General features: G+C 65.5%; 22 protein-coding genes. 12 read left to right on the forward strand and 10 right to left on the reverse strand.

The features are described 5' to 3' along the window. Positions 1-7: 7 nt before the first annotated feature. From GS429_RS16480 to GS429_RS16495, 4 genes are all read right to left on the reverse strand, one after another. Positions 8-1,048 (reverse strand): dipeptide epimerase, encoded by a 1,041-nt coding sequence (locus GS429_RS16480; protein ID WP_160066433.1) that lies wholly within the window; start codon positions 1,046-1,048, stop codon positions 8-10. Position 1,049: 1 nt separating this feature from the next. Beyond that, the gene (locus GS429_RS16485; RefSeq protein ID WP_160066434.1) at positions 1,050-2,069 is read right to left on the reverse strand and encodes an N-acetyltransferase DgcN family protein; all 1,020 of its coding nucleotides are present in this window, start codon (positions 2,067-2,069) and stop codon (positions 1,050-1,052) included. A gap of 190 nt (positions 2,070-2,259) precedes the next feature. Beyond that, on the reverse strand, positions 2,260-3,228 hold the full coding sequence (locus GS429_RS16490; protein WP_160066435.1) for a Vms1/Ankzf1 family peptidyl-tRNA hydrolase: 969 nt from the start codon (positions 3,226-3,228) through the stop codon (positions 2,260-2,262). 29 nt (positions 3,229-3,257) lie between these two features. After that, positions 3,258-3,650: a DUF5802 family protein gene (locus GS429_RS16495; protein ID WP_160066436.1), complete on the reverse strand. Its 393-nt coding sequence runs from the start codon at positions 3,648-3,650 to the stop codon at positions 3,258-3,260. 406 nt (positions 3,651-4,056) lie between these two features. Between GS429_RS16495 and GS429_RS16500 the strand changes: the two genes are divergently transcribed. Beyond that, positions 4,057-4,947: an ABC transporter C-terminal domain-containing protein gene (locus tag GS429_RS16500; RefSeq protein WP_201294041.1), complete on the forward strand. Its 891-nt coding sequence runs from the start codon at positions 4,057-4,059 to the stop codon at positions 4,945-4,947. A 116-nt stretch (positions 4,948-5,063) separates the two neighbouring features. After that, complete coding sequence (locus tag GS429_RS16505; protein WP_160066437.1) at positions 5,064-5,720, forward strand: metalloregulator ArsR/SmtB family transcription factor; 657 nt, start codon at positions 5,064-5,066, stop codon at positions 5,718-5,720. A 58-nt stretch (positions 5,721-5,778) separates the two neighbouring features. On the opposite strand, the gene GS429_RS16510 is transcribed toward GS429_RS16505, so the two are convergent. Continuing rightward, a complete protein-coding gene (locus GS429_RS16510) occupies positions 5,779-6,462 on the reverse strand; it encodes a DUF456 domain-containing protein (protein ID WP_160066438.1) in 684 nt (227 codons plus the stop codon). Positions 6,463-6,625: 163 nt separating this feature from the next. Between GS429_RS16510 and GS429_RS16515 the strand changes: the two genes are divergently transcribed. The 3 genes from GS429_RS16515 (at position 6,626) to GS429_RS16525 (ending at position 9,167) form a co-directional block, all read left to right on the forward strand. Next, positions 6,626-6,823, forward strand: a complete 198-nt coding sequence (locus GS429_RS16515; protein ID WP_160066439.1) for a hypothetical protein — start codon at positions 6,626-6,628, stop codon at positions 6,821-6,823. 68 nt (positions 6,824-6,891) lie between these two features. Continuing rightward, on the forward strand, positions 6,892-8,142 hold the full coding sequence (gene gatD, locus GS429_RS16520; protein ID WP_160066440.1) for a Glu-tRNA(Gln) amidotransferase subunit GatD: 1,251 nt from the start codon (positions 6,892-6,894) through the stop codon (positions 8,140-8,142). 41 nt (positions 8,143-8,183) lie between these two features. After that, positions 8,184-9,167, forward strand: a complete 984-nt coding sequence (locus tag GS429_RS16525; RefSeq protein WP_160066441.1) for a GNAT family N-acetyltransferase — start codon at positions 8,184-8,186, stop codon at positions 9,165-9,167. 55 nt (positions 9,168-9,222) lie between these two features. Here GS429_RS16525 and GS429_RS16530 read toward each other — a convergent pair whose 3' ends face one another. From GS429_RS16530 to GS429_RS16540, 3 genes are read right to left on the reverse strand one after another with little or no spacing between them, the layout of a single operon-like run. Beyond that, positions 9,223-9,504, reverse strand: coding sequence for a ubiquitin-like small modifier protein 1 (locus GS429_RS16530; RefSeq protein WP_160066442.1), 282 nt, complete (start codon positions 9,502-9,504; stop codon positions 9,223-9,225). 31 nt (positions 9,505-9,535) lie between these two features. Continuing rightward, positions 9,536-10,837 (reverse strand): TrkA C-terminal domain-containing protein, encoded by a 1,302-nt coding sequence (locus GS429_RS16535; protein ID WP_328821442.1) that lies wholly within the window; start codon positions 10,835-10,837, stop codon positions 9,536-9,538. Positions 10,838-10,883: 46 nt separating this feature from the next. Then, on the reverse strand, positions 10,884-12,143 hold the full coding sequence (locus tag GS429_RS16540) for a DUF8167 domain-containing protein (RefSeq protein ID WP_160066443.1): 1,260 nt from the start codon (positions 12,141-12,143) through the stop codon (positions 10,884-10,886). Between the two features lie 141 nt (positions 12,144-12,284). Here GS429_RS16540 and GS429_RS16545 point away from each other — a divergent pair, with 141 nt between their 5' ends. Further along, positions 12,285-12,431: a hypothetical protein gene (locus GS429_RS16545; protein ID WP_160066444.1), complete on the forward strand. Its 147-nt coding sequence runs from the start codon at positions 12,285-12,287 to the stop codon at positions 12,429-12,431. Positions 12,432-12,484: 53 nt separating this feature from the next. Then, complete coding sequence (locus tag GS429_RS16550; RefSeq protein ID WP_160066445.1) at positions 12,485-13,672, forward strand: NAD-binding protein; 1,188 nt, start codon at positions 12,485-12,487, stop codon at positions 13,670-13,672. A gap of 66 nt (positions 13,673-13,738) precedes the next feature. Here GS429_RS16550 and deoC read toward each other — a convergent pair whose 3' ends face one another. Continuing rightward, entirely contained in the window at positions 13,739-14,416 is a 678-nt protein-coding gene (deoC, locus tag GS429_RS16555; RefSeq protein WP_160066446.1) for a deoxyribose-phosphate aldolase, read from the reverse strand. Positions 14,417-14,488: 72 nt separating this feature from the next. On the opposite strand from deoC, the gene GS429_RS16560 reads away from it, so the two are divergent. The 5 genes from GS429_RS16560 to GS429_RS16580 all read left to right on the forward strand — a co-directional run bounded on the left by GS429_RS16560 (position 14,489) and on the right by GS429_RS16580 (position 18,760). Next, on the forward strand, positions 14,489-15,466 hold the full coding sequence (locus GS429_RS16560) for a ribose 1,5-bisphosphate isomerase (RefSeq protein ID WP_160066447.1): 978 nt from the start codon (positions 14,489-14,491) through the stop codon (positions 15,464-15,466). Between the two features lie 143 nt (positions 15,467-15,609). Next, on the forward strand, positions 15,610-16,431 hold the full coding sequence (locus GS429_RS16565; protein ID WP_160066448.1) for a DUF63 family protein: 822 nt from the start codon (positions 15,610-15,612) through the stop codon (positions 16,429-16,431). Between the two features lie 37 nt (positions 16,432-16,468). Further along, the gene (locus GS429_RS16570) at positions 16,469-17,350 is read left to right on the forward strand and encodes an ATP-dependent ribose-1-phosphate kinase (RefSeq protein ID WP_160066449.1); all 882 of its coding nucleotides are present in this window, start codon (positions 16,469-16,471) and stop codon (positions 17,348-17,350) included. Positions 17,351-17,495: 145 nt separating this feature from the next. Continuing rightward, positions 17,496-17,795, forward strand: coding sequence for a HalOD1 output domain-containing protein (locus GS429_RS16575; RefSeq protein WP_160066502.1), 300 nt, complete (start codon positions 17,496-17,498; stop codon positions 17,793-17,795). 236 nt (positions 17,796-18,031) lie between these two features. After that, on the forward strand, positions 18,032-18,760 hold the full coding sequence (locus tag GS429_RS16580) for a guanosine phosphorylase (RefSeq protein WP_160066450.1): 729 nt from the start codon (positions 18,032-18,034) through the stop codon (positions 18,758-18,760). Between the two features lie 109 nt (positions 18,761-18,869). On the opposite strand, the gene GS429_RS16585 is transcribed toward GS429_RS16580, so the two are convergent. Further along, positions 18,870-19,736 (reverse strand): HNH endonuclease, encoded by an 867-nt coding sequence (locus GS429_RS16585; protein ID WP_328821443.1) that lies wholly within the window; start codon positions 19,734-19,736, stop codon positions 18,870-18,872. Between the last annotated feature and the right edge of the window lie 3 nt (positions 19,737-19,739).

Below are 19,739 nucleotides of genomic sequence, written 5' to 3' on the forward strand. Positions count from 1 at the left end.
CGCGTGGCTACTCGAGCGTCGCGCCCGTTCCCGATCGGTCGAGCCCGGCGAGGTCGATCCGACCGTCGGGCATCGCAACGCCGTCGTAGGGGTCGCGGTCGAGCAACAGCGATCCGTCGAGGTCGGCGTAGTCGAGCAGCGGCGCGAGGTGTGCAGCCGCGGCGATCGAGGCGTTAGACTCGGACATACAGCCCAGCATGACCTCGAGGCCGTGTGCGCGAGCGGTGTGGATCATCCGCATTGCTTCGCGCAGCCCGCCGCATTTCATCAGTTTCAGGTTCGCGATATCGCAGCGGTCCGCGATCTGTGGGATGTCCTCGAGTGTTACACAGGACTCGTCGGCGGCGATCGGCAGCGCTGAGCGCTCGGTGACGAACCGCAGTCCCTCGGGGTTCCCGGCGGGGACGGGTTGTTCGACGAACTCGAGGTCGAACTCGGCGAGGCGGTCGATCTTCGCGACGGCTTCGCGCGGGGACCAGGCCTCGTTCGCGTCGACGAAGAGGCGAACGTCGGGGGCGACCGAGCGAATCGCTCGAACGATCTCGATGTCACGATCCGTGCCGAGTTTGACCTTCAGGACGTCGTGGCCGCGTTCGAGTGCGGTTTCCGTCTTCTCGCGCATCGTCTCGATGTCGTCGATGCCGATGGTGTAGGAGGTCTCGAGCGTGTCGGCGGGGTCGAGTCCCCAGTAGCGGAACAGTGGCACGTCGAGTCGCTTTGCCACGAGGTCGTGGAGTGCGATGCTGACGGCACAGCGGGCCGCCGGATTGCGCTCGATCGTCTCGCGCATGCGACGTTCGATCCGCGCCAGACTGTGCGGGTCGTCGACGTCTTCGACGACGGCGAGCAAGTCGGGGAGCACGGCTTCGACGGTGGCCGGGGTTTCCCCGTAGTGGGGAGAGGGGCCGGCCCCGCCGATCCCCACCCGTCCGTCCTCGTCTTCGATGTGTACCGTCACGACCTCGGCCTCGGTTTCCGTCCCGCGAGCGATCGTGAAGGGGTACTCGAGGGGCAACGAGCGCCGCTGGAAGGAGGTCTCGAGGGGCATCTCAGAGCACCTCCTCGAGGACCGCGTCGGTTCCAAAGCGGATGACGTCGGTGGCGGGGACGCCGAGGTCGCTGGCGTACTCGTCGACGGCCTCGCGGGCGGCTTCCTCGTCGTCGAGACCGGACGTGTTTATCGCGCCGGCGACGACCTCGCTGTCCGCGACCGGCGCAGCCAGTCCTTCGTAGAGATCGACGTACGTCTCGAGGGCGGGAAGCGAGAACGATTCGTAGCCGTGGATCGCCTCCTGACCGGCGTTGTGACAGAGGACGAGCGTGTCCGCCATCGAGCCGTGGAGAATGCCGCAGGTGACGGCGGAGTAGGCCGGATGGACGATACTCCCCTGACCCTCGACAAAAAGGTAGTCGTGATCGTCGCCCTTCTCGAGGATCATCTCTTCGACGGCTCCCGCGGTGAAGTCCGAAACGACGCGATCGATCGGGTTCCCCCACCCCTCGATCATGATCCCCGTCTGGCCGGTCGGGATGACGACGGCGTCGTGGCCCGCGTCGCGGGCCGCTCGAGCCAGTTCCATCGTTGTCGTCATCTTGCCGACCGAGCAGTCGGTGCCGACGGTGAGCACGATTTCGGCGTCGACCTCGCCGGCGACGCCGTCGCTGACCGTGAGATCTGCCGGCGGTTTCCGAACGTCCCGCAACTCGCAGTCGTGTTCGGCCGCGAGTCGAGCGAACTCCGCGTCGTCTTCGAGGAAGTAATGGAGTCCGGAAATGACGTCGCAGCCGTACTCGAGGGCGGTTCGGACGTCGTCGCGCCAGCTCTCGTCGAAGCCGCCGCCGATGGGTGCGATACCGATCAAGAGAGCGTCGACGTCTGCGGCCGCGAGATCCGCCATCGATTCGTAAATCGGTGCGTCCTGAACGTCAGGAACGAAGTCAGAGACCCGCCGTCCAGCGTTGTCGCGGTCGAGAACGCCGACGGCTTCGTAGTCGGCGTATCGAAGCACACCGAGTGCGGTTTTGGCCCGGCCCGGAAACATCTCGTGAGCGAGAATTGCGACGCGCATACCGGATCATTGCGGACGACCTATTTATGAGATACGAGTTCGCTTGACAGGCCCGCTCCGCAGTTTGCCGGGCGTTCGCTCGCCGCGACACACCCCTCGAGACGGACGTCGTACGGACTGTTGTAGGCCATCGTCGGTGCAACCGTGATACGCCGGCGGTTGCACCGGACCATCGGTACAGCAATCCGTATCAGAGAAGTCGCAGTTCGGTCGTCCAGAACGATCGGTGGGCGTCCTCGAGTGCCGATTTCGGCTCGCCAGTCGCGTCGACGGCCGCGGTGCCGGCCGGCTCGAGGGTCGCCTCCTCGACGAGGGTGTCGACGACGCCGCGCTGGCCGACGACGAACAGGCGATCGGTATCGTCTTCATCCGCGTTCGCATCCGTTGTGAGACCGTCCGCAAGGGCGTCCGCACAGCGCTCGAGGTGGTCGTCGATCTGATCGTCACGGATGCGTTCGAACCGGGCCTGCGAGAAGCCCCCCTTCGAGTGGCTCCCCTTGACGTCGCTCTCGAAGCCGCGGTAGTCGACGCGGTCGTCGCCCTCGTAGACGCCGAGTGCGAACAGATCGGTCCGGACGAGCGCGAGCGCGTACCGACCGGTCGGCAGGAACCACTCCCGCTCGAGGGAGAACCGATCGTTCCAGGCGATCGCCTCGGTTGCATCGCGGTCGGGGACCGCCGGTGGGTCGAGCGTGGCAGCGACGAGGCCCGCGTCGTCGACACACAGCACGCAGGGAGCAGCATCGTCGACGAGCGCGATTCGGGAATCCAGGACGCCCTCGAGATCGCCATCAAGCTCCGTCTGAAGGGTATCGACGCCGTCGTCTTCGTCGATAACCGCCGTCAGCGCACCTTCCGGCTCGGTCCGAACCGACGTCAGCCGATCGAACACCTCCGCGAGTCGGCTGCCGCGAAGCTGTTCGCGACGGCGAAACTCGAGGCCGGTCTCGTCTTCGGTTACCCGCTCGAGTTCACCCTCGAGCTGGGCGATACGGTCCTCGAGTCGGTTCAGTTCCTCCTCGGCGTCCTGTCTGGCCGTGGCCGCCTCCGACCGGCGTTCGGATTCGGCTTCGTAGCGGTTTTGCAGTCGCTCGTTTTCCTCCTCGAGTTCGTCGATGCGCTCTTTGAGCGAGGCGCGGCCGAGCAACTCGTCGAGCATCTGGTCGAAGGGGCGAAGCGAGAATACTTCTAGGTTCCGGCGTTTCGCAGTTCGTCGTCCGAGTCGGACCAGTCGGACCAGTCGCCGGGGCAGGTGAATCTGAGCAACTGTTTGGCGCGCTCGCGTCTGGCGAGCCACACTTCACGGAGGGAGGGCGGGTTCCGAACGTCGGTCCCCTCCAGCATCGATTCGGGCAGCGCGAGCGTGTTCGTGGGGACGTTCTCGTTGCCGTGGACGGGGAAGTGTCGGGACTCGAGTTTCATTACCAGCGGCGTGTCGAGGCGTTCGACGCCGTCGCCGGTCGCGTACACTTCCTCGTTGATCCGTTCGTGCTGGTCGCTGTGCATGAGGGCGTGGTCCCCGTCCGTCGGGGTCACGTAGAGTCGTCCGAGATAGTAGCTCTGCGAAAAGACCTCGAACATGCTACTTGTACACATGGTCTCGCGAGATATAACTATTTCCGGATAGATTTAAACCGGAGGACAATCAGTGCAGTAGGTCGATACGGATCCAGTATAATAGCAAACGATCGGTCACTATTTCTGCGGCCTAGTCATCAAATAACCACACCGTGAACAGTTCAACAACCGTGCGAACAGTTGCCAGTGTTTTCGGATCCGATCCGACAGTGTTCGCTACTGTGCTCGGTACGCGATTCGGCTCGCGATTACTCGCATTCGGACTCGAGTTCGGACGATTCGGTATTGAAACGACGATGACTCCGGACGCCTTGAACGCTCGGATCCGATCTGTGCCGGTTTCGGTCTCGATTGAACGGTCCGAACGAAGGTCACTCTTTTTAGTATGTTCGCTACTACGGAACGAGTAATGACGACCACTCGGTTGGTTGTGCTCCTCGTGCTGGTCACTACCGTCGGACTCACGGTCGCTCCCGTTGCGAGCGGTGCCGTCGCAGACGCGCTTGTCGATACCGACGACGCTGGTGACGGTGCCTCGGAGACCAACACCACTGTTTCGACGTTCATGCAATCCAGTGCAGCCGATACCGAGAACGCGGTCGAATCCGGAATGTTCGACGCGAAGTACAACGCTGCCGAGGACGACGAGCAAGGCGACATGGTAGTCGATCGAACGGCGACGCTCGAGAACCGACTCGACGAACTCGAAGCCGAACGCGAGGCTCTCAACGAGTCGGGCGACGACCTCCACCCCGGTGAGTACCAGGCCCGGTTGGCGAAACTCGGTGCCGAGATCCGGTCGCTCGAGACCGAACTCGATAAAACCGAGCAGCGAGCCGTCGAGACCGGTGTCGACGACGAGCGACTCGCCAATCTCCAATCGAACGCCTCGAATCTCACCGGGTCCGAAGTGGCCCAACTCGCACGCGGCCTCGCCGGCGGGAACGGGACGCCCGGTGGACCACCGGACGACCCCGGGAATCAATCGGCTGGTAACGGTCAGGGACAAGGACAGGGGCACGCGAGCGGACCGCCGGGGAATGCAAACGGACCGTCGGACGGTGATTCGGGAAACAGCTCGCACCCTGGTTCTGGCTCCGGTAACGGTCCACCGGGGGACGGTTCCGACGATGACTCTAATCCCGGTGCTGGATCCGGTAATGGCCCACCAGGAGATGATTCCGACGATGACTCTAACCCCGGTTCCGGCTCCGGTAACGGCCCACCAGGGGACGGTTCCGACGATGACTCTAACCCCGGTTCTGGCTCCGGTAACGGCCCAGATAGCGACACCCAGTAGCCGCCTGCAACCAACGACTCGGACGCAGCCGACGCGCGGTCGCATTGTTCTCGACTGAATTCGACGTTCGGACTGAGCAGACACGCTTTTCAGCGCCGACCCCCAACCATCCCTCGATGGACTCCGCCGCATTGTTGGATTTGCTCGGGAACGAAAACCGGAGACGGATTCTCCGGCTGCTCGCCCGCAAACCCTGCTATGTCACCGAAATATCGGATTACCTCGGCGTGAGTCCCAAAGCGGTCATCGAACACTTGCGAAAACTCGAGGAGGCGGGATTGATCGAGAGCCGGGTCGACGATCAACGGCGGAAGTACTTTCACATCGCTCGCAACGTCCGTCTCGAGGTGAACGTCTCTCCCTACGGCTTCGCGAGCAAGAGCGCCTATCCCGCAAATAGCAGCTTCGATATCACCACCTGCCGACACCTGACGCTCGATATCGCCTGGGACGACACGGACGGACTCGACGAGCTACTGGGTTCCCTCGAGGACTTAGAGCAACTCGAGAACGAGCTGTCGTTGGCCCAGCGCTGGGTCCAGGGCCGACTCTGTGACGTCCTCGATCAAATTTCCGAAAGCGTCGGTACCGGCCCCGAAAGTCGGATTTACGCCGACCTGCTTGCGAGCATTCGGTCCGAACCGAAATCCGTCGGCGAACTCAGCACCGACGTGGATGCCCCCCGCGAGGTCGTCGCCGAGTTGCTCGAGTCGATGGCGGACGAGGGCATCGTCCGCCGCACCGAGCGCGGTTGGGAGCTGACGACGGGCTAGCTGTACCGGGGACGCAGGCGAGAGCGAGGGCCAGTTAAAACGCGACCAGCGACGGCGTTCACTCGATGTCTCGAGCCAGCCCGTCGCGCAGGTCGCGGCCGAAGTAGTACCCGATCAGACACGCGACCAGACCGACGGTGACGCCGACGGCTGCGACGGTCCGAAACGAGCCAGCGAGCGCGAAAAACGCGTTGCTCACGACCGCGGATAACGCACCGACCGACGTGCCGGCCGCCGCCATCTCGAGGTAGCGACGTCTGGACGTGAGCAGGCCGATCAGAAACGCGACGCCGAACATTCCGACCATGCGGCCGCCGAACGGCAACACGGTCGCACCGCCGAGCAACCCCGCACCGACGGCGAGGACGAGGGCGAGAAACGCTTTCGGCGAGAAGTAGCTGCCGGCCGAGAGCCTCGATTTGAGCCCGGAAAGCCGCGAGGTGCCCGAGGTGTCGGCTGCGTCGGGATCGGAAACCGAGTCCTCGCCCGGGCGGGCAGTCTCGTCGGACAAGGGCCACCACGAGTCGCCTGCGGCGTCCGCGGACGCCCCGTCGGTGTCGTCGACATCGGCAGTCGCCGGATCCGCCGCTCGCCCCGTCTCGCGAGAACGGCCGGTCTCGGCTGAGGGCTGCGACTCGCCGACGTCGGCCCCGACGCCCGACTCCGAGAGCAGTTGCTCCGTCTCCTCGAGGAGGTCGTCGGTGTCGCGGCTCTCGGTCACCTCGTCCGAGCGATCGCTCATACGTCCTTGTTGCTCGCCGGCCATCATGGACCTTTCCCTGGCGGGCCGCGGGAGTCGGCCCCGTTCCGAGCCTCGAGACGCCGGCAAACGCGTACGGGCGCCGATTTTCGGTATCCGACGCGAGGGGACCGTTTTTTCACGCCGGGCCGGGTAGCAGTGAACGATGAGCGCCGAACTGCTCGCGTTCGGTGTGATCGCACTCGCTCTGGGGATCGGGGTGCTGGTCGGTGCGCGACATCTCTACCCGCGACTCGACATTCCGGAGGACGCCGAGTCGTCACTACAGGTACTGACCGCGATGATCGCGGGGGTGCTCCTCCTGACTGGGCTGGGGCTGGTTTTGATCGGGTTGTTCACCTGAGCGCTCGATGTCAGCGACAGTTGGACGGAAAGCGTGCCTTCAAGTCCACCGCCGCGCAACGCCCACCCATGAATCCAGGCGATCGCGTTCGCGTCGACCGCGCGGATCGCACCTACGAAGGCGTGTTGCTCCCCTCCAGTACGGACGACCACCTCGTCGTGAAACTCGAGGGCGGCTACAACGTCGGCGTCGATAGAGCCGACGCTGACGTCGAACTCCTCGCCGAAGACGTCTACGAGATCGACGGCACGGACGCGGCAGACGACACAAGCGGCTCCGAAATCGAGTTCGACGACGACCTGCCGACGATTTCGCTGATCTCGACCGGCGGGACGATCGCGTCGACCGTCGACTACCGCACCGGCGCGGTGACGGCGCAGTTCGACGCCGAAGACGTCTTGCGCGCGGTACCCGACCTGGCGGGCCGCGCGAACTACAGAGGGAGAGTCGTCGCGAACATCCTCTCGGAGAACATGGAACCCCCGATCTGGCAGGACCTCGCTCGCGCCGTCGCCGACGAGATCGAGGCCGGCGCCGACGGCGTCGTCGTCATGCACGGCACCGACACCATGCAGTACTCCGCGTCGGCGCTTGCGTTCATGCTCGAGACGCCGGTTCCGATCGTCTTTACGGGCTCCCAGCGCTCGGCCGACCGACCGTCGTCGGACAACGTGATGAACGCTGTCTCGGCGGTCGAGGCTGCCAAGAGCGACTGCGCGGAGGTGCTGGTCTGTATGCACGCCTCCGAAAACGACGACGTCTGTGCGCTCCATCGTGGCACTCGAGTCCGGAAAAACCACACCTCCCGGCGCGACGCGTTCGAAACCGTCGGCGCGGAACCGCTGGGCAAAGTCGATTACGAGACCGAGGAGATCGAGTTCCGGGGCGACTACCGCGAACGCGACGCGGTCGATCTCGATCTGTCCGACGGCCTCGAGAACGACGTCGAACTCCTGAAGTTCACTCCCGGGATGGATCCCGCCTTCCTCGACGTCGTCGAGGGCTCGGCCGGCGTCGTCATCGAGGGCACCGGGCTCGGCCACGTTCACACCGATCTCATCCCCCGCATCGAAGCGCTGATCGACGACGGGACAACGGTCGTCATGACGAGCCAGTGTCTCGAGGGCCGGGTCTGTGACCGGGTCTACGACACCGGCCGCGACCTGCTCGAGGCCGGCGTGATCGAAGCCGGCGACACCCTCCCCGGCACGGCGAAAGTCAAGCTGATGTGGGCGCTGGCGAACAGCGAACGCGTCGAGGAAGCGATGCAGACATCGCTGGCCGGCGAACTGCAGGAACGCTCGGTTCCCTGGGAGTAACGGAATCGAAACGGACGACTCACCGCAATGATTGATATTCAATGAATTCTTCGACACACGACACCGACACTGACACCGATTCCGAATCTGAAGCCCCGATCGAGATCCGCCGAGCGACCCACGACGATTACGACGCCGTCGTCGACTTCACGGGCGACATCTGGCCCGACCGGGGCGGCGACTACATCCCTCGAATCTATCACGACTGGCTCGAGGACGACGACGAGACCGACAGGAAGACGTTCCTCGCCGAGGTCGACGGCGAGGCCGCCGGCATCGTCCAGGCAGTACTGGTCGCCGACGACGAGGCCTGGTTTCAGGGAATGCGCGTCGCGGCCGACCACCGGCGAAAGGGCGTGAGCCACCGGCTGACCCAGGCCTGCTTCGACTGGGCCCGCGAACGGGGCGCGACCGTTGGTCGCGTCATGATCTTCTCGTGGAACGCGGCCTCACTCGGCGCCGCGCGCACGAGCGGCTACGAACCGCTCACCGAGTTTCGCTTCGCCGAGCCGAACCCGGATCCGGACGCGGAGGGACCGTATCGGGTCTCGAGCGATCCGACGGCGGCCTGGCGCTACTGGACCCACAGCGACGCGCGCGATCACCTGAACGGGCTCGGACTCGCACCCGAAGAATCGTGGGCGATGAGGGAACTAACCCCGGCCGATTTCGAGCGCTTCGCCGAGGAGAGCGCGGTCTTTGCGGTGCACGGACGGGACGGTCTCGCGGGCGTTGCTTACCGCTCGCGAACGTACGATCGGGAGGTCGACGCCGACGACTCAGACGACGCGACCGAATCGAGCACCGAAACGTGGGCCGAATACGGCGTCGGCGCGTGGGACGACGTCGACGCCGCGCGCTCGCTGTTCGCCGCGATCGCTCGAGACGCGGCCGACTGCGGTGCCGACGAGACGCGCGTGCTGATCCCCGAAACCGCACAGTACGTCAGCGACGCACCCTACGCTGGCGCCGGCATCTCCGACGAACCGGATTTCGTTCTGGGCGTCGACCTGACGTCGTACTGACCGTCCTGACGATTTTCGTCGGTCGAGTAGAACCCGGCTCGGAGTTCGAACCGCGCTATCCGCCGCTGACCGGCGGGAACAGCGCCAGTTCGTCTCCTTCCTCGAGTTCGGTCTCGAGGCCCTCTTCCTCGACGAGAACGTTGGTTCCGTTGCGAAGCACGTTGATCTGTGAGCGTAACTCGCCGTCGTCGAGGACGCGCTCCTCGAGGTCGGGTGCCTCGGCGAGGAGTTTCTCGAGGGCGTCTCCGACGGTATCACCGGACGTAGCGTCGACGGTAATGTGTTTGTCGCCCGCGCGTTCGGCGAGGTCGGCGAAGAGCTTCCACTCCGTGGTCATACGGGGCGGTATCGGTGCCGGAGCCAAGTAGCTACCGCTCTCGCGTGCGTTCCGGTGGGTCCGACGCCGACTTTCGGCCGGGGTTCGACTCGAGAGAGGAATCAGCGGTTGGTGTCGACTCCGGCTTTGGATCCGAGTCCGAACGTCGATCCCGATCCATCTCGGCAACCCGCCGCAGGGCCTCCGGACGGCCGAGCACGTAGGCGACGTCACCCGTCTCGAGTCGCGTCTCACCGTCCGGCAGCGCGAGCGGTTCGTCGGTCTCGGTGTCCGCGTCGGTCTCGGTCGTCGACGCTCCGCGCCCGCGCTCGAGGGCGACGACCAGCACCGGCAGCGAGTCGATCGTCATTCCCTCGAGCGGGCTGCCCTCGTCGACGGTCAGCGCGGTCACGGTCTCGTCGGCCGCCCGGAGCAGCGAGACGAGATCCCGCTCCGCGCCGGGGCTACGCGGCAGCGTTACGAGTCGGTGGCCGGCTTCGGGCTCGAGCGCCCGTGCGTCACCCGCGTCGACGGCGACGGTCGTCACGTCGTCGGCGACGCCGCGGAGTTCGCCGCCGGTTACCCGCCGAAGCGAATCGTCCTCTCGGCGCCAGATTCGAACGGCATCGCCCGGACTGGCGTCGGGAGCGGGATCGCCGCGGATCGCCACGGCGACGGTTCCCGGCGCGAGGGTCGGACCGATGCCGGCCGGCCGGCTGCCGACCGCGAGATAGTCGATCGTGCCGTCGGCCGCGAACTCGACGTCGACGTGGCCGATCCCGTGGTCGCGCTCGAGGCGATCGGTCAGCCGCTCGCGGAGCTGGTCGACGGTCAGCCGGCGCGGAAACAGCAGCGTCTTCCCCGCGAGTTCCTCCTTCGTTGCGGAATCGACGGGATCGTAGCCGTCGATGTCTTCGATCGACTCCGGGAGTTCGACGGTGACGACGCGGCCGGCCGACCGAACGAGTTGGCCGACCTCGGTCATCGTTCGCGGAGCCGTCATCGAGAACACGTCTCGAGCGAGGTACTCGCCGACTCGTCGACCGCCGTCGGCGGCGATCGCACTCGCGACGAACGCGGCAACGGTGTAGACGGCGGTTTGGGGGTCGAGCAACGGCGTCTCGCCGATGATCGCGTCCTGCAGTGCCGTCTTCGTGTTCAGCCAGATGGCGACCATCGAAACGCCAAGAAGGATCGCGATCCCCTCGGGAATTTCGTCGGCGCTGTACCAGTGGTAGACGAAAGCCGCACTCGCGGCCGTCCCGCCCGCGAGCAAGCCGAACCCGAGGATTCGAACGATCGCATCGAGGAGCGTTTCGGTTGCGAGCGATTGTGCGACGAGGGGGTCGATCACGCCGGGTCACCTCGAGTGGTCGCTGTTGACCGCTCGCTGGCCCGCGTCATCGTGCGATCGCCTCCGCGAACGTCTCGGTTGGGGTCTCCGGTCCCGCAACGAACACCTCGTCACCGGCATCGAGACGGCGTTCGATACCGGGGCCGAACACCCAGCCGTGGCGACGGCCACCGGTCTCGCTCCCCGCTCGTCGGATCGCGAGAACCGTCACGTCCGTCGCACTTGCGCGGTCGTCGATCACTCCGGCCGAGCCGACGGTGACTCGTCGGACCACGTAGCCGGCTCGCTTGATCAGCGTGAAGGCCTCGAACTCGCGGCTCGTCCCGCGCGACCGAACGACGAGTCGCGGCGTTTCCGTCTCGAGCAGGGCCTTGACGTCTCGGCGGGCGACGGCGACGGTGACGCGACCGACGCCGCCGGCGGTCGCCGTGCTCGGTTTGGCCGACGGCGTCGAATCCGCCTCCGCTTCGCCGCCGTCAGCGAGACTCGCGGTCGGGTCCCCGTCCTCGTCGGTCGTCTCGCCGTCCGTCGCCTCGGCGCGTGCCCCGTCGATTTCGGTACGGGCGGACAGAACGGTTCCCGCGATCGATCGATCCGCCGTTCGGACGGTCACGTCGTCCCCGCGGGCCAGCCCCGTCGGGACCAGCGTCGCGATCGAGACGGCGCGTTGGCCCTCCGGAACGCGTTTCGAGAGGCCGCCCGACGGGGGCGCGGCGACGATCGTCGCACGCGCCCGTTCGTCGATCGTCACGTCGACGTCGGCGAGGTCGTGGTCCGTCCGCAGCCGTTCCTCGAGGCGGACCTCGAGTTCCGAGAGCGGGAGGTCGGCGGGCAGTTTCCACGAGCCGCCCTTGAGCGATTGGCGAAGATCCGGTGACAACGGCGGATACCCCTCCATATCCCGGATTTCTCCGGTGGGCCGTACCGTGACCTGCCCCATTGTTCCGACGAGTTCGACGACGTCGGCCGAGAGCGTGCGCTGGCGGATCGAAGTGAGCGAGAGCCGACGCGGGAGTTCGGCACCGAGTTTGTCGCCCTGGTTGTGTGCGTAGAGAGCGAGCATGAGGACGACGAGGACGGCGACCAGTAGCCGGGGCGACTGGGCGATATCAGGTTCGACGAGGCCCAAGAGCCCGCCCTGTACGCTCGCGATCGAGAGCGCGAGGACGACGACACCGAAGCCGGGCAGCGTGACGCCGGTAAAGTACCGGACGAGAAAGCCCAGCGAACCGGCGACGAACGCGGGCACGATGCCGGTCAGCAGACCGAGATAGAGACCGAGCAGAACTTCGACCGGAAGCGTCATTGTGGGCGGGAGGTCCGGGAGCGATAAAGGCGTACCGACACCGGCGACCGAGCGACCGACCGAGCGGTCCTATCGGCGCGATCAGCCGGAAGCTATCGGAGCCTTCGTGAGTCACTGGTACGACAATTCGACCGCACGAGTATGGTGCTCTCCGACTCGACCCGACCGCTCGACGGCCGCACACTGGGCCGTCGGGAATATCTCGGCCCTCCCGAGCGCGGTCCAAAATTCGACGAGTCGCTGGACGCCGACGGCGAGGACGTGCTCGAGACGTTTCTGGAACGGTGACGAAATCGTCCGAAGACGGAGCCATTAACTAACGCGGTCGCGGACCGGTGGGTATGGCTGAGGTCCGAGCGTGGCAAGAACGGTTGCCCGACAACTGGCGACGGATTCTCTCGACCCGGGCAGCCGTCGCGCTCGCGCTGATCGTCGCCCTGCTCTCGGTCGCGACGGCCATCGTCAACATCGGCACCGACGTCGTCTACGGTCCGCTCGCACCGTTCCTCCCCGACGCCGTCCAGGACGCGGCCGGCTTCACGGGCGCGCTGACGGGGTTTATGATGGTCGGCAGCGCACTCGCACTGCGCCGCGGACTCCGCGTCGGCTGGTGGGCGACATTTCTGCTCCTTCCGCTGACCGCGGCCCAGGGGCTCCTTCAGGCGAGCCAGTACTCGCTGCCGCTGATCGTCGTCTCGCTCGTGGCGATGCCGGTCCTCCTGATCAGTCGAAAGCGATTCACAAAGTCGCTCGAGCTCAGCACGACGCAGATGGCGGCCGGATCGGCGTTGCTCGGCGTGCAGCTATACGGGACCATCGGCGGCTACGCCCTTCGGGACCACTTCGAAGGCATCGACAGCATCCTCGACGCCTTCTACTTCACGCTGATCACCTCGAGTACGGTCGGCTACGGCGACATCACGCCGGATGCGGAGTCGACCGAAGCGTTGCTGTTTACGATGTCCGTCCTCGTCCTCGGCGTGGCCAGTTTCGGTATCGCCATCGGGGCGCTGGTCGGTCCGGCGATCCAGGCACGAATTACGAAAACACTCGGAAAGATGACCGACTCACAGCTCGAACTCCTCGAGGACCACATCCTCGTCCTCGGCTACGGCGAACTGACGGAACCGATCGTCGACGAACTCGCGGCCAGCAATCAGGAGTTCGTCGTCGTGACGAACAACCGGGACGTGGCACCAGCGCTCTCCGATCGAGAGATTCCGGTGATCACCGCCGATCCGAGCGACAAAGAGCCGCTCCGACGAGCAAAGATCGAGCGCGCGAGCGCGATTCTGGTCGCGACGAATCACGACGCCGAAGACGCGCTCACGATCCTCACCGCCCACCAGCTCGCCCCCGAGAGCCGCATCGTCGCCGCCGCGACCGATCGCGAGAACACCGAAAAACTCGAGCGCGCCGGCGCGGATACGGTGATCAGCCCGTCGGTTCTGGGGGGCCACCTGCTCGTGCGATCGGCGCTGGGCAGCGACGACAGCGAGCTGATCGATCGGATTATCGGCGACAGGTAGGCCTCGGAACGGGGCGTCGTGGATGGGAGCCTCGGAACGGGTTCGTCTACGGACGTCGCTTCCGGACTACTCCGGTGCGCCCTCGAGAATCGCCGCGCCACTCGAGGCCCCGATCCGTTCGGCTCCGGCCTCGAGCATGGCGATGGCGTCGTCGTAGCTGCCGACGCCGCCGCTCGCTTTGACGGGGAGATACCCGCTCATGAGTTGGACGTCGTCGATCGTCGCGCCGCCGCTCACGGCTTCGCCGTTCGCTCGTTGATCCGACGGATCAACGCTGGCGAAGCCGGTCGAGGTCTTGACCATCGTCGCGTCGGCCGCGACGGCGGCCTCGCAGGCGCGGTGTTTCTCCTCGTCGGTCAACAGCGCGGTCTCGATGATCACCTTTACCGGAATCGGAACCGCGGCGACGACTTCCGCGAGTTCGGCTCTGACGACGTCGTCTTCGCCCGCTTTCAGGCGGCCAACGTTGATCACGACGTCGAGTTCGTCCGCGCCGGCTTTCCAGGCCAACACCCCCTCTCGACGCTTCACGTCGGCGGTGTTCTGTCCGTGCGGAAAACCGATGACCGTCGCGAGGGTCACGTCGGTGGCGTAATCGGCCACCTCCTCGAGTGCGTACGGCGGGATACAGGCGTTCATGCCGTACTGCTGGGCGTCGTCGAGAACCTGTCTGATATCGGCGAGCGACGTCTCGGGGCCGAGAACGGTGTGATCGATCAGCGGGGCGAGTTCACTGCGGTCCATACGAGGTCAGAGTCGCCCGACGCTCAAAAACCCGCCCGATCACTTTTGGCTACTGCAATGGAACTGGTTCGCATGGACGAGAGTCTGCCCGCCGTCGATCCGGCCGTCGCGGCGACCGCCGACGACATCGCCGAGATGGAGATTCGGGGTGCGGCGACCATCGCCGACGCGGCCGCCGAGGCGCTTGCACGCCAGGCGGCGCAGTCGGATGTCGACAGTCCGTCGGCGTTCCGACAGCAGCTACGTGCGGCGGCGAAAACGCTCTACGAGACCCGACCGACGGCGGTGAGTCTCCCGAACGCGCTCCGGTACGTTCTCCGGGGAATGTCGGGCGAAACCGTCTCGGAACTGCGCGCGTCGATCATCGCCCGTGCCGAGGAGTTTCAGCACGATCTGACCCAGGCCCAGTCGAAACTCGGCGAGGTCGGCTCGAATCGACTGCGCGACGGCGACGTCGTGATGACTCACTGCCACTCGACCGACGCGCTCTCGTGTCTCGAGGCTGCTCTCGAGGACGGGAAGGAACTCGAGGCGATCGTCAAGGAAACCAGACCCAGAAAGCAAGGCTACATTACGGCCGGACGGTTGCGCGAGTTGGGTGTGCCGGTGACACTCATCGTGGACAACGCGGCGCGTCGGTACCTCGATCGGGCGGACCACGTGCTGGTCGGTGCCGACAGCATCGCGGCCGACGGCAGCGTGATCAACAAGATCGGCACCAGCGGGCTGGCGGTCAACGCCCGCGAGCGCGGCGTGCCGGTGATGGTCGCCGCCCAGACGATCAAGCTCCACCCCGACACGATGACGGGTCACACCGTCGAGATCGAGATGCGCGACGAACTCGAGGTGCTCACCGACAACGAACGGGCGGCTATCGGCGACGAACAGGCCGGCGAGGGGCTCACCGTAGAAAACCCGGCGTTCGACGTCACGCCACCGCGGTACGTCGACGCAATCGTCACCGAACGCGGTCAGTTTCCGCCGGAGAGTGTCGTGACGCTGATGCGAGAGCTGTTCGGCGAATCGACCGGCGAGCCGTGGGAACCCTGACGTCGAGGCGCTCGTCCATGTCGATACGAAGCCGACGAAACGGCCAAGACGGTCGTCCGGCGTCCCAGATCGGCCGGATATTTCGATCGATCGAATAGTTGGTAATCGGAAAGTGTTAGTCGCTGGTGTGTATCACGACAGATATGGTATTACCCGAGGGGTTCGTGCTTCCGCCGTGGTATCTCCTTGGTCCAGTGCTCGTAATACTGGCAGGGGTACTCGCGCTGCTGTGGGCGCTCGAGCCGCCAGTGACCGATCGAACGGTCCTGGCGTTTGCACCGTGGATGATGTTCGGGTCGGCCTTGCACGTCTTACATCGGATCGAGGCGTACCCCGAGCGCGTCGAGATACTGTTTGCGTCGCCGACCGTCTATCTGGTGACGGCGATCGTCGCAGGGCTCGCCTGGATCATCGCGATTTTCCTGTACGCAGGCGGGTTACAACCGTCGATATCTCGGTTCGTCGGGATCTCCGGCACCGGCTTTTTCGCCGTGTTCGCGATGATCGCCCTCAACAGCGGCTGGGCCCAAGGGACGTTCGAACCGTTCTGGCCGGTCATCGCCGTCGTCGTCGCCGGTATCGCCACTGCAGTCGCCTGGATCGCACTGAGCCTCTGGTTTACGGACGTCGCCGCGACGACGGGTGCCACCGGGACGCTCGTCGTCTTCGGTCACGCCCTGGACGGCGTCTCGACGGCCATCGGCTACGACGTCCTCGGCGCCACCGAGGAGGTTCCCCTTTCGCGGTTGATTCTCGAGGCCGGCGAGGCGCTGCCGACAGAGGAGTACATCGGTGCCGGCTGGCTCTTCGTGCTCGTCAAGATCGTTCTCGCGCTGTTTATTCTCGGTCTGTTCAAAGAGTACGTCGAGGACCGCCCACAGCAGGCGCGGACGATCCTCGCACTGGTCGCCGCGGTCGGTCTCGGCCCGGGAACGCACAACGTGTTGCTCTTTCTCGTCACCTAGCTTTTTTTCCGACGGCCCCGTCTTTCCGTACCATTGAATGGTTCCGACCGTACTCACCGCCGGCCACGTCAACTGGGACGTGACGCTCCGCGTCGACCGACTCCCTGAAGCCGACGGTGAGGCGACGATCCGCTCCCAACGGCAGTCCGGCGGCGGGAGCGCCGCGAACGTCGCCGCCGCGCTCGCGGGTCTCGAAGTCGAAACCGGCCTGATCGGCAGCGTCGGCGACGACGACAACGGCCTCCTCGCCGGGCGCGAACTCGAGGAAGCGGGCGTCTCGCTGTCCGGTCTGCAGGTGGTCGACGGAGCCGACACGGCCGTCAAGTACCTGCTCGTCGACGACGCCGGCGACGTGTCGATACTCGGCAACGACGGCGTCAACGAGGCTGTCCGTCCGGCGGACCTCGTGCCCGCTCGCATCCGATCGGCGGATCACGTCCACCTGACGAGTCAACGTCCCGAGACCGCCGCGGCCATCGCGCGGATCGCACACGAGGCCGGCGTCACCGTCAGTTTCGATCCCGGACGGCGGTTCGGCGACCGCGAGTACGGCGACACGCTCCCGGCGGCGGACATCCTCTTCGTCACGCAGCGCGAGGCCGCGGCGCTGGCCGACGACGCCGTCGACTCGCAACTGGACGACCGGATCGTCGTCGTGACCTCCGGCAGCGACGGCGCGGCGGTTCGGACGCCGGAGGGAACCTACACCCACCCCGGGTTCGACATCGATCCCGTCGATACGGCCGGTGCAGGTGACGCGTTCGCGGCGGGCTTTATCGCAACCAGACTCGAGGGAGAGGATATCGAACGGACGCTCGAGTACGCAAACGCCTGTGGGGCCCTCACCGCGAGTCGGGACGGGGCACGCAGCGCGCCGACGGCGGCCGACCTCGAGCGGTTTCTCAGCGACCGATCGTGACCACCATCTATTTATGGCGGTTGCTCGCCGTCGAATTCGATTGCAGTCCGGCGGTTCTCACCGGATGTTGTCTGACGGTAGTTATATGGGCAACAACGTTGCCCACTCGAATAGACGGTCACGGAAACGTGACAGAGAGAGAGACATGACGGAAGGAAGGATAAGCGAGTCCCATGGGTGTGAACTAAAACATCGCATCCAGTACGAGCGGAGCGCGGAGGAACCGCCGAGTATCGCCGCTGCAACAGCACTGGCGCAGTATCACGGCGAAGACGTTGCAACAACTGATCTGCGTCTCTACGACTATATCGATCCGGACGCACTCGATTCCCTCTTTGCGGATACGAACACCAGCAGCCGGGAAGCAGGGACCGTCGAGTTCGCGGTCGAAGACGTCTCAGTCGTAGTCAAACCCGACCGAGTGGAGGTGTGTCCGGAGCCCTGACGGAGATCGATTACTCGATCACGCGACGAGTCGACGAGACGGCGTACCGACGCCTGGACGCTAAACCGGTTGCCACAGCGGGATGGCGACCGTGTTCCAGCCGAGAACGACACACGACATGGCGGTGAGGGGGTGAGCAGGACGACGGGGGCGACCGCGGATCGGCACCGCCAATCGATGGACGCCCGGGACTCGTCCTCGAATCTTTTTTCTCACCGCCGCCAGAATCGAGAGGTATGGCAACGCAGCCACACCTGCTGGTAGACGACGGCGATCTGACCGATCGAGTCCTTATCCCGGGCGACCCGGGTCGTGTCGACCGCATCGCCAGCCACTGTGACGAGGCCGAGACCGTCGCCGAGAACCGCGAGTACAAGGTCGTCAACGCGACCTACGAGGGCCGGGAGCTGACGATCTGTTCGACCGGTATCGGCTGTCCGTCGGCGGCCATCGCCGTCGAGGAACTGGCGAACGTCGGCGTCGAGACGTTCATCCGCGTCGGGACGACCGGCGCGCTCCAGTCCGATATCGAGATCGGGGACATGATCGTCGCGACGGGGGCCGCGAAAAACGAGGGGACCTCGAAACGCTACGAGGCCGTCGAGTACCCCGCCGTTCCGGACTACGGCGTCCTCTCGGCGCTGGTTGATTCGGCCGAAGCGAACGACGAAGAAGTCCACGTCGGCCCCATCGCTTCCGACGACGCCTACTACGCCGAATCGGACGCCGCCGTCGAAGACTGGGAGGCTGCCGGCCTCCTCTCGGTCGAGATGGAAGCCGCCGCCGTCTTTTCGCTGGCCCGCCGGAAGGGGCTTCGCGCCGGCGCGATCTGTACCGTCGACGGCAACCTCGTCGAAGGAACCCAGAAGGGGACCGACACCGAGGACGACGAACTGCCGGACAAGGCCAAGAACAACGTCGGCCGCGCGATCGACATCGCACTCGAGGCCGTCGTCGACCTGTAACGTACCCTGAACGCTTTTCCGCGACGCTTCCTGCCTCGAGTAACGCGGGAAACTCGCTACCCACTTTTCGACACTTTTCGACACTTTTCGAGCGAGGGATCCGACGGATTCAGACGGCGGTGAGCCGCTCCGCAAGCGTTCTCGCTCGCCCGGTCAGCGCCTCCGTCGTCGTCGACGCGGACTGCAGGGTGTCGTTGATCGACGAAAAGAGCCGATCGAACGCCGGGCTGGCGTCGTCTCGCTGCCAGTCGGCCGTCTCGCGAGCCTCGAGTCCGCAGGTCGAACACGACGCACCCTCGAGCGAGTCGAAACAGCCGTGACACCGTTCGAGTACCGTGGCGACGGTTTCACAGCGGGAAACGACGTCGCGGAGCGTCGATTGGAGCTGCGTCGCCGTCTCGGTAAACGACGCGAGCGCCGAGCGAACGTCGGCGTCGAACGCCCCGTCCTCGACCGTCGAGAGCCGCTCGAGGTGGGCGTCGACGGCGTCGATCGCGAGCAAAACGTCGCGGCGCGTCCGGCGGTAGTCCGCGGCCGCGTCACTCGATGCAGCGGCCGTCGCTGGTTCCGATTCGGAGCCCGCGTCGGCGAGCGTCGACGGCAGCGACGTCGCGGCCGAGGCGAACGACGCGATGTCGGAGAGCGCACCGCCCTGAATGCGGGTGGTTTCGCGGACGAGTCGAAACAGTTCCTCGCCGGAGTCGACCGTCTCGAGCGTCGCGGTCGACGCGTCGGACGGCGTTTGTAACGTCTCGAAACACGGGGTACAGACGGTCACGAGGGCGCTTTCGTGGACCGTTCCCTCGAGCGGGACGTCGCCGATGGGGTAGGGGTGAAGCGTCGACTCGGTCGGGGACGGGGTCGCGGTGGCGGTGACGGTCGTATCGATATCGCCGGCGGTATCGCAGTGGCCGCACGTCCGCTCGTCTCTGTCGAAGACGGCTTGTCGGTCGGCCTGCCAATGGCGGGAAGTCACGAG

Origin of the sequence: Natronorubrum halalkaliphilum, assembly GCF_009834785.1 — an archaeon.
Taxonomy (GTDB): Archaea; Halobacteriota; Halobacteria; order Halobacteriales; family Natrialbaceae; genus Natronorubrum; species Natronorubrum halalkaliphilum.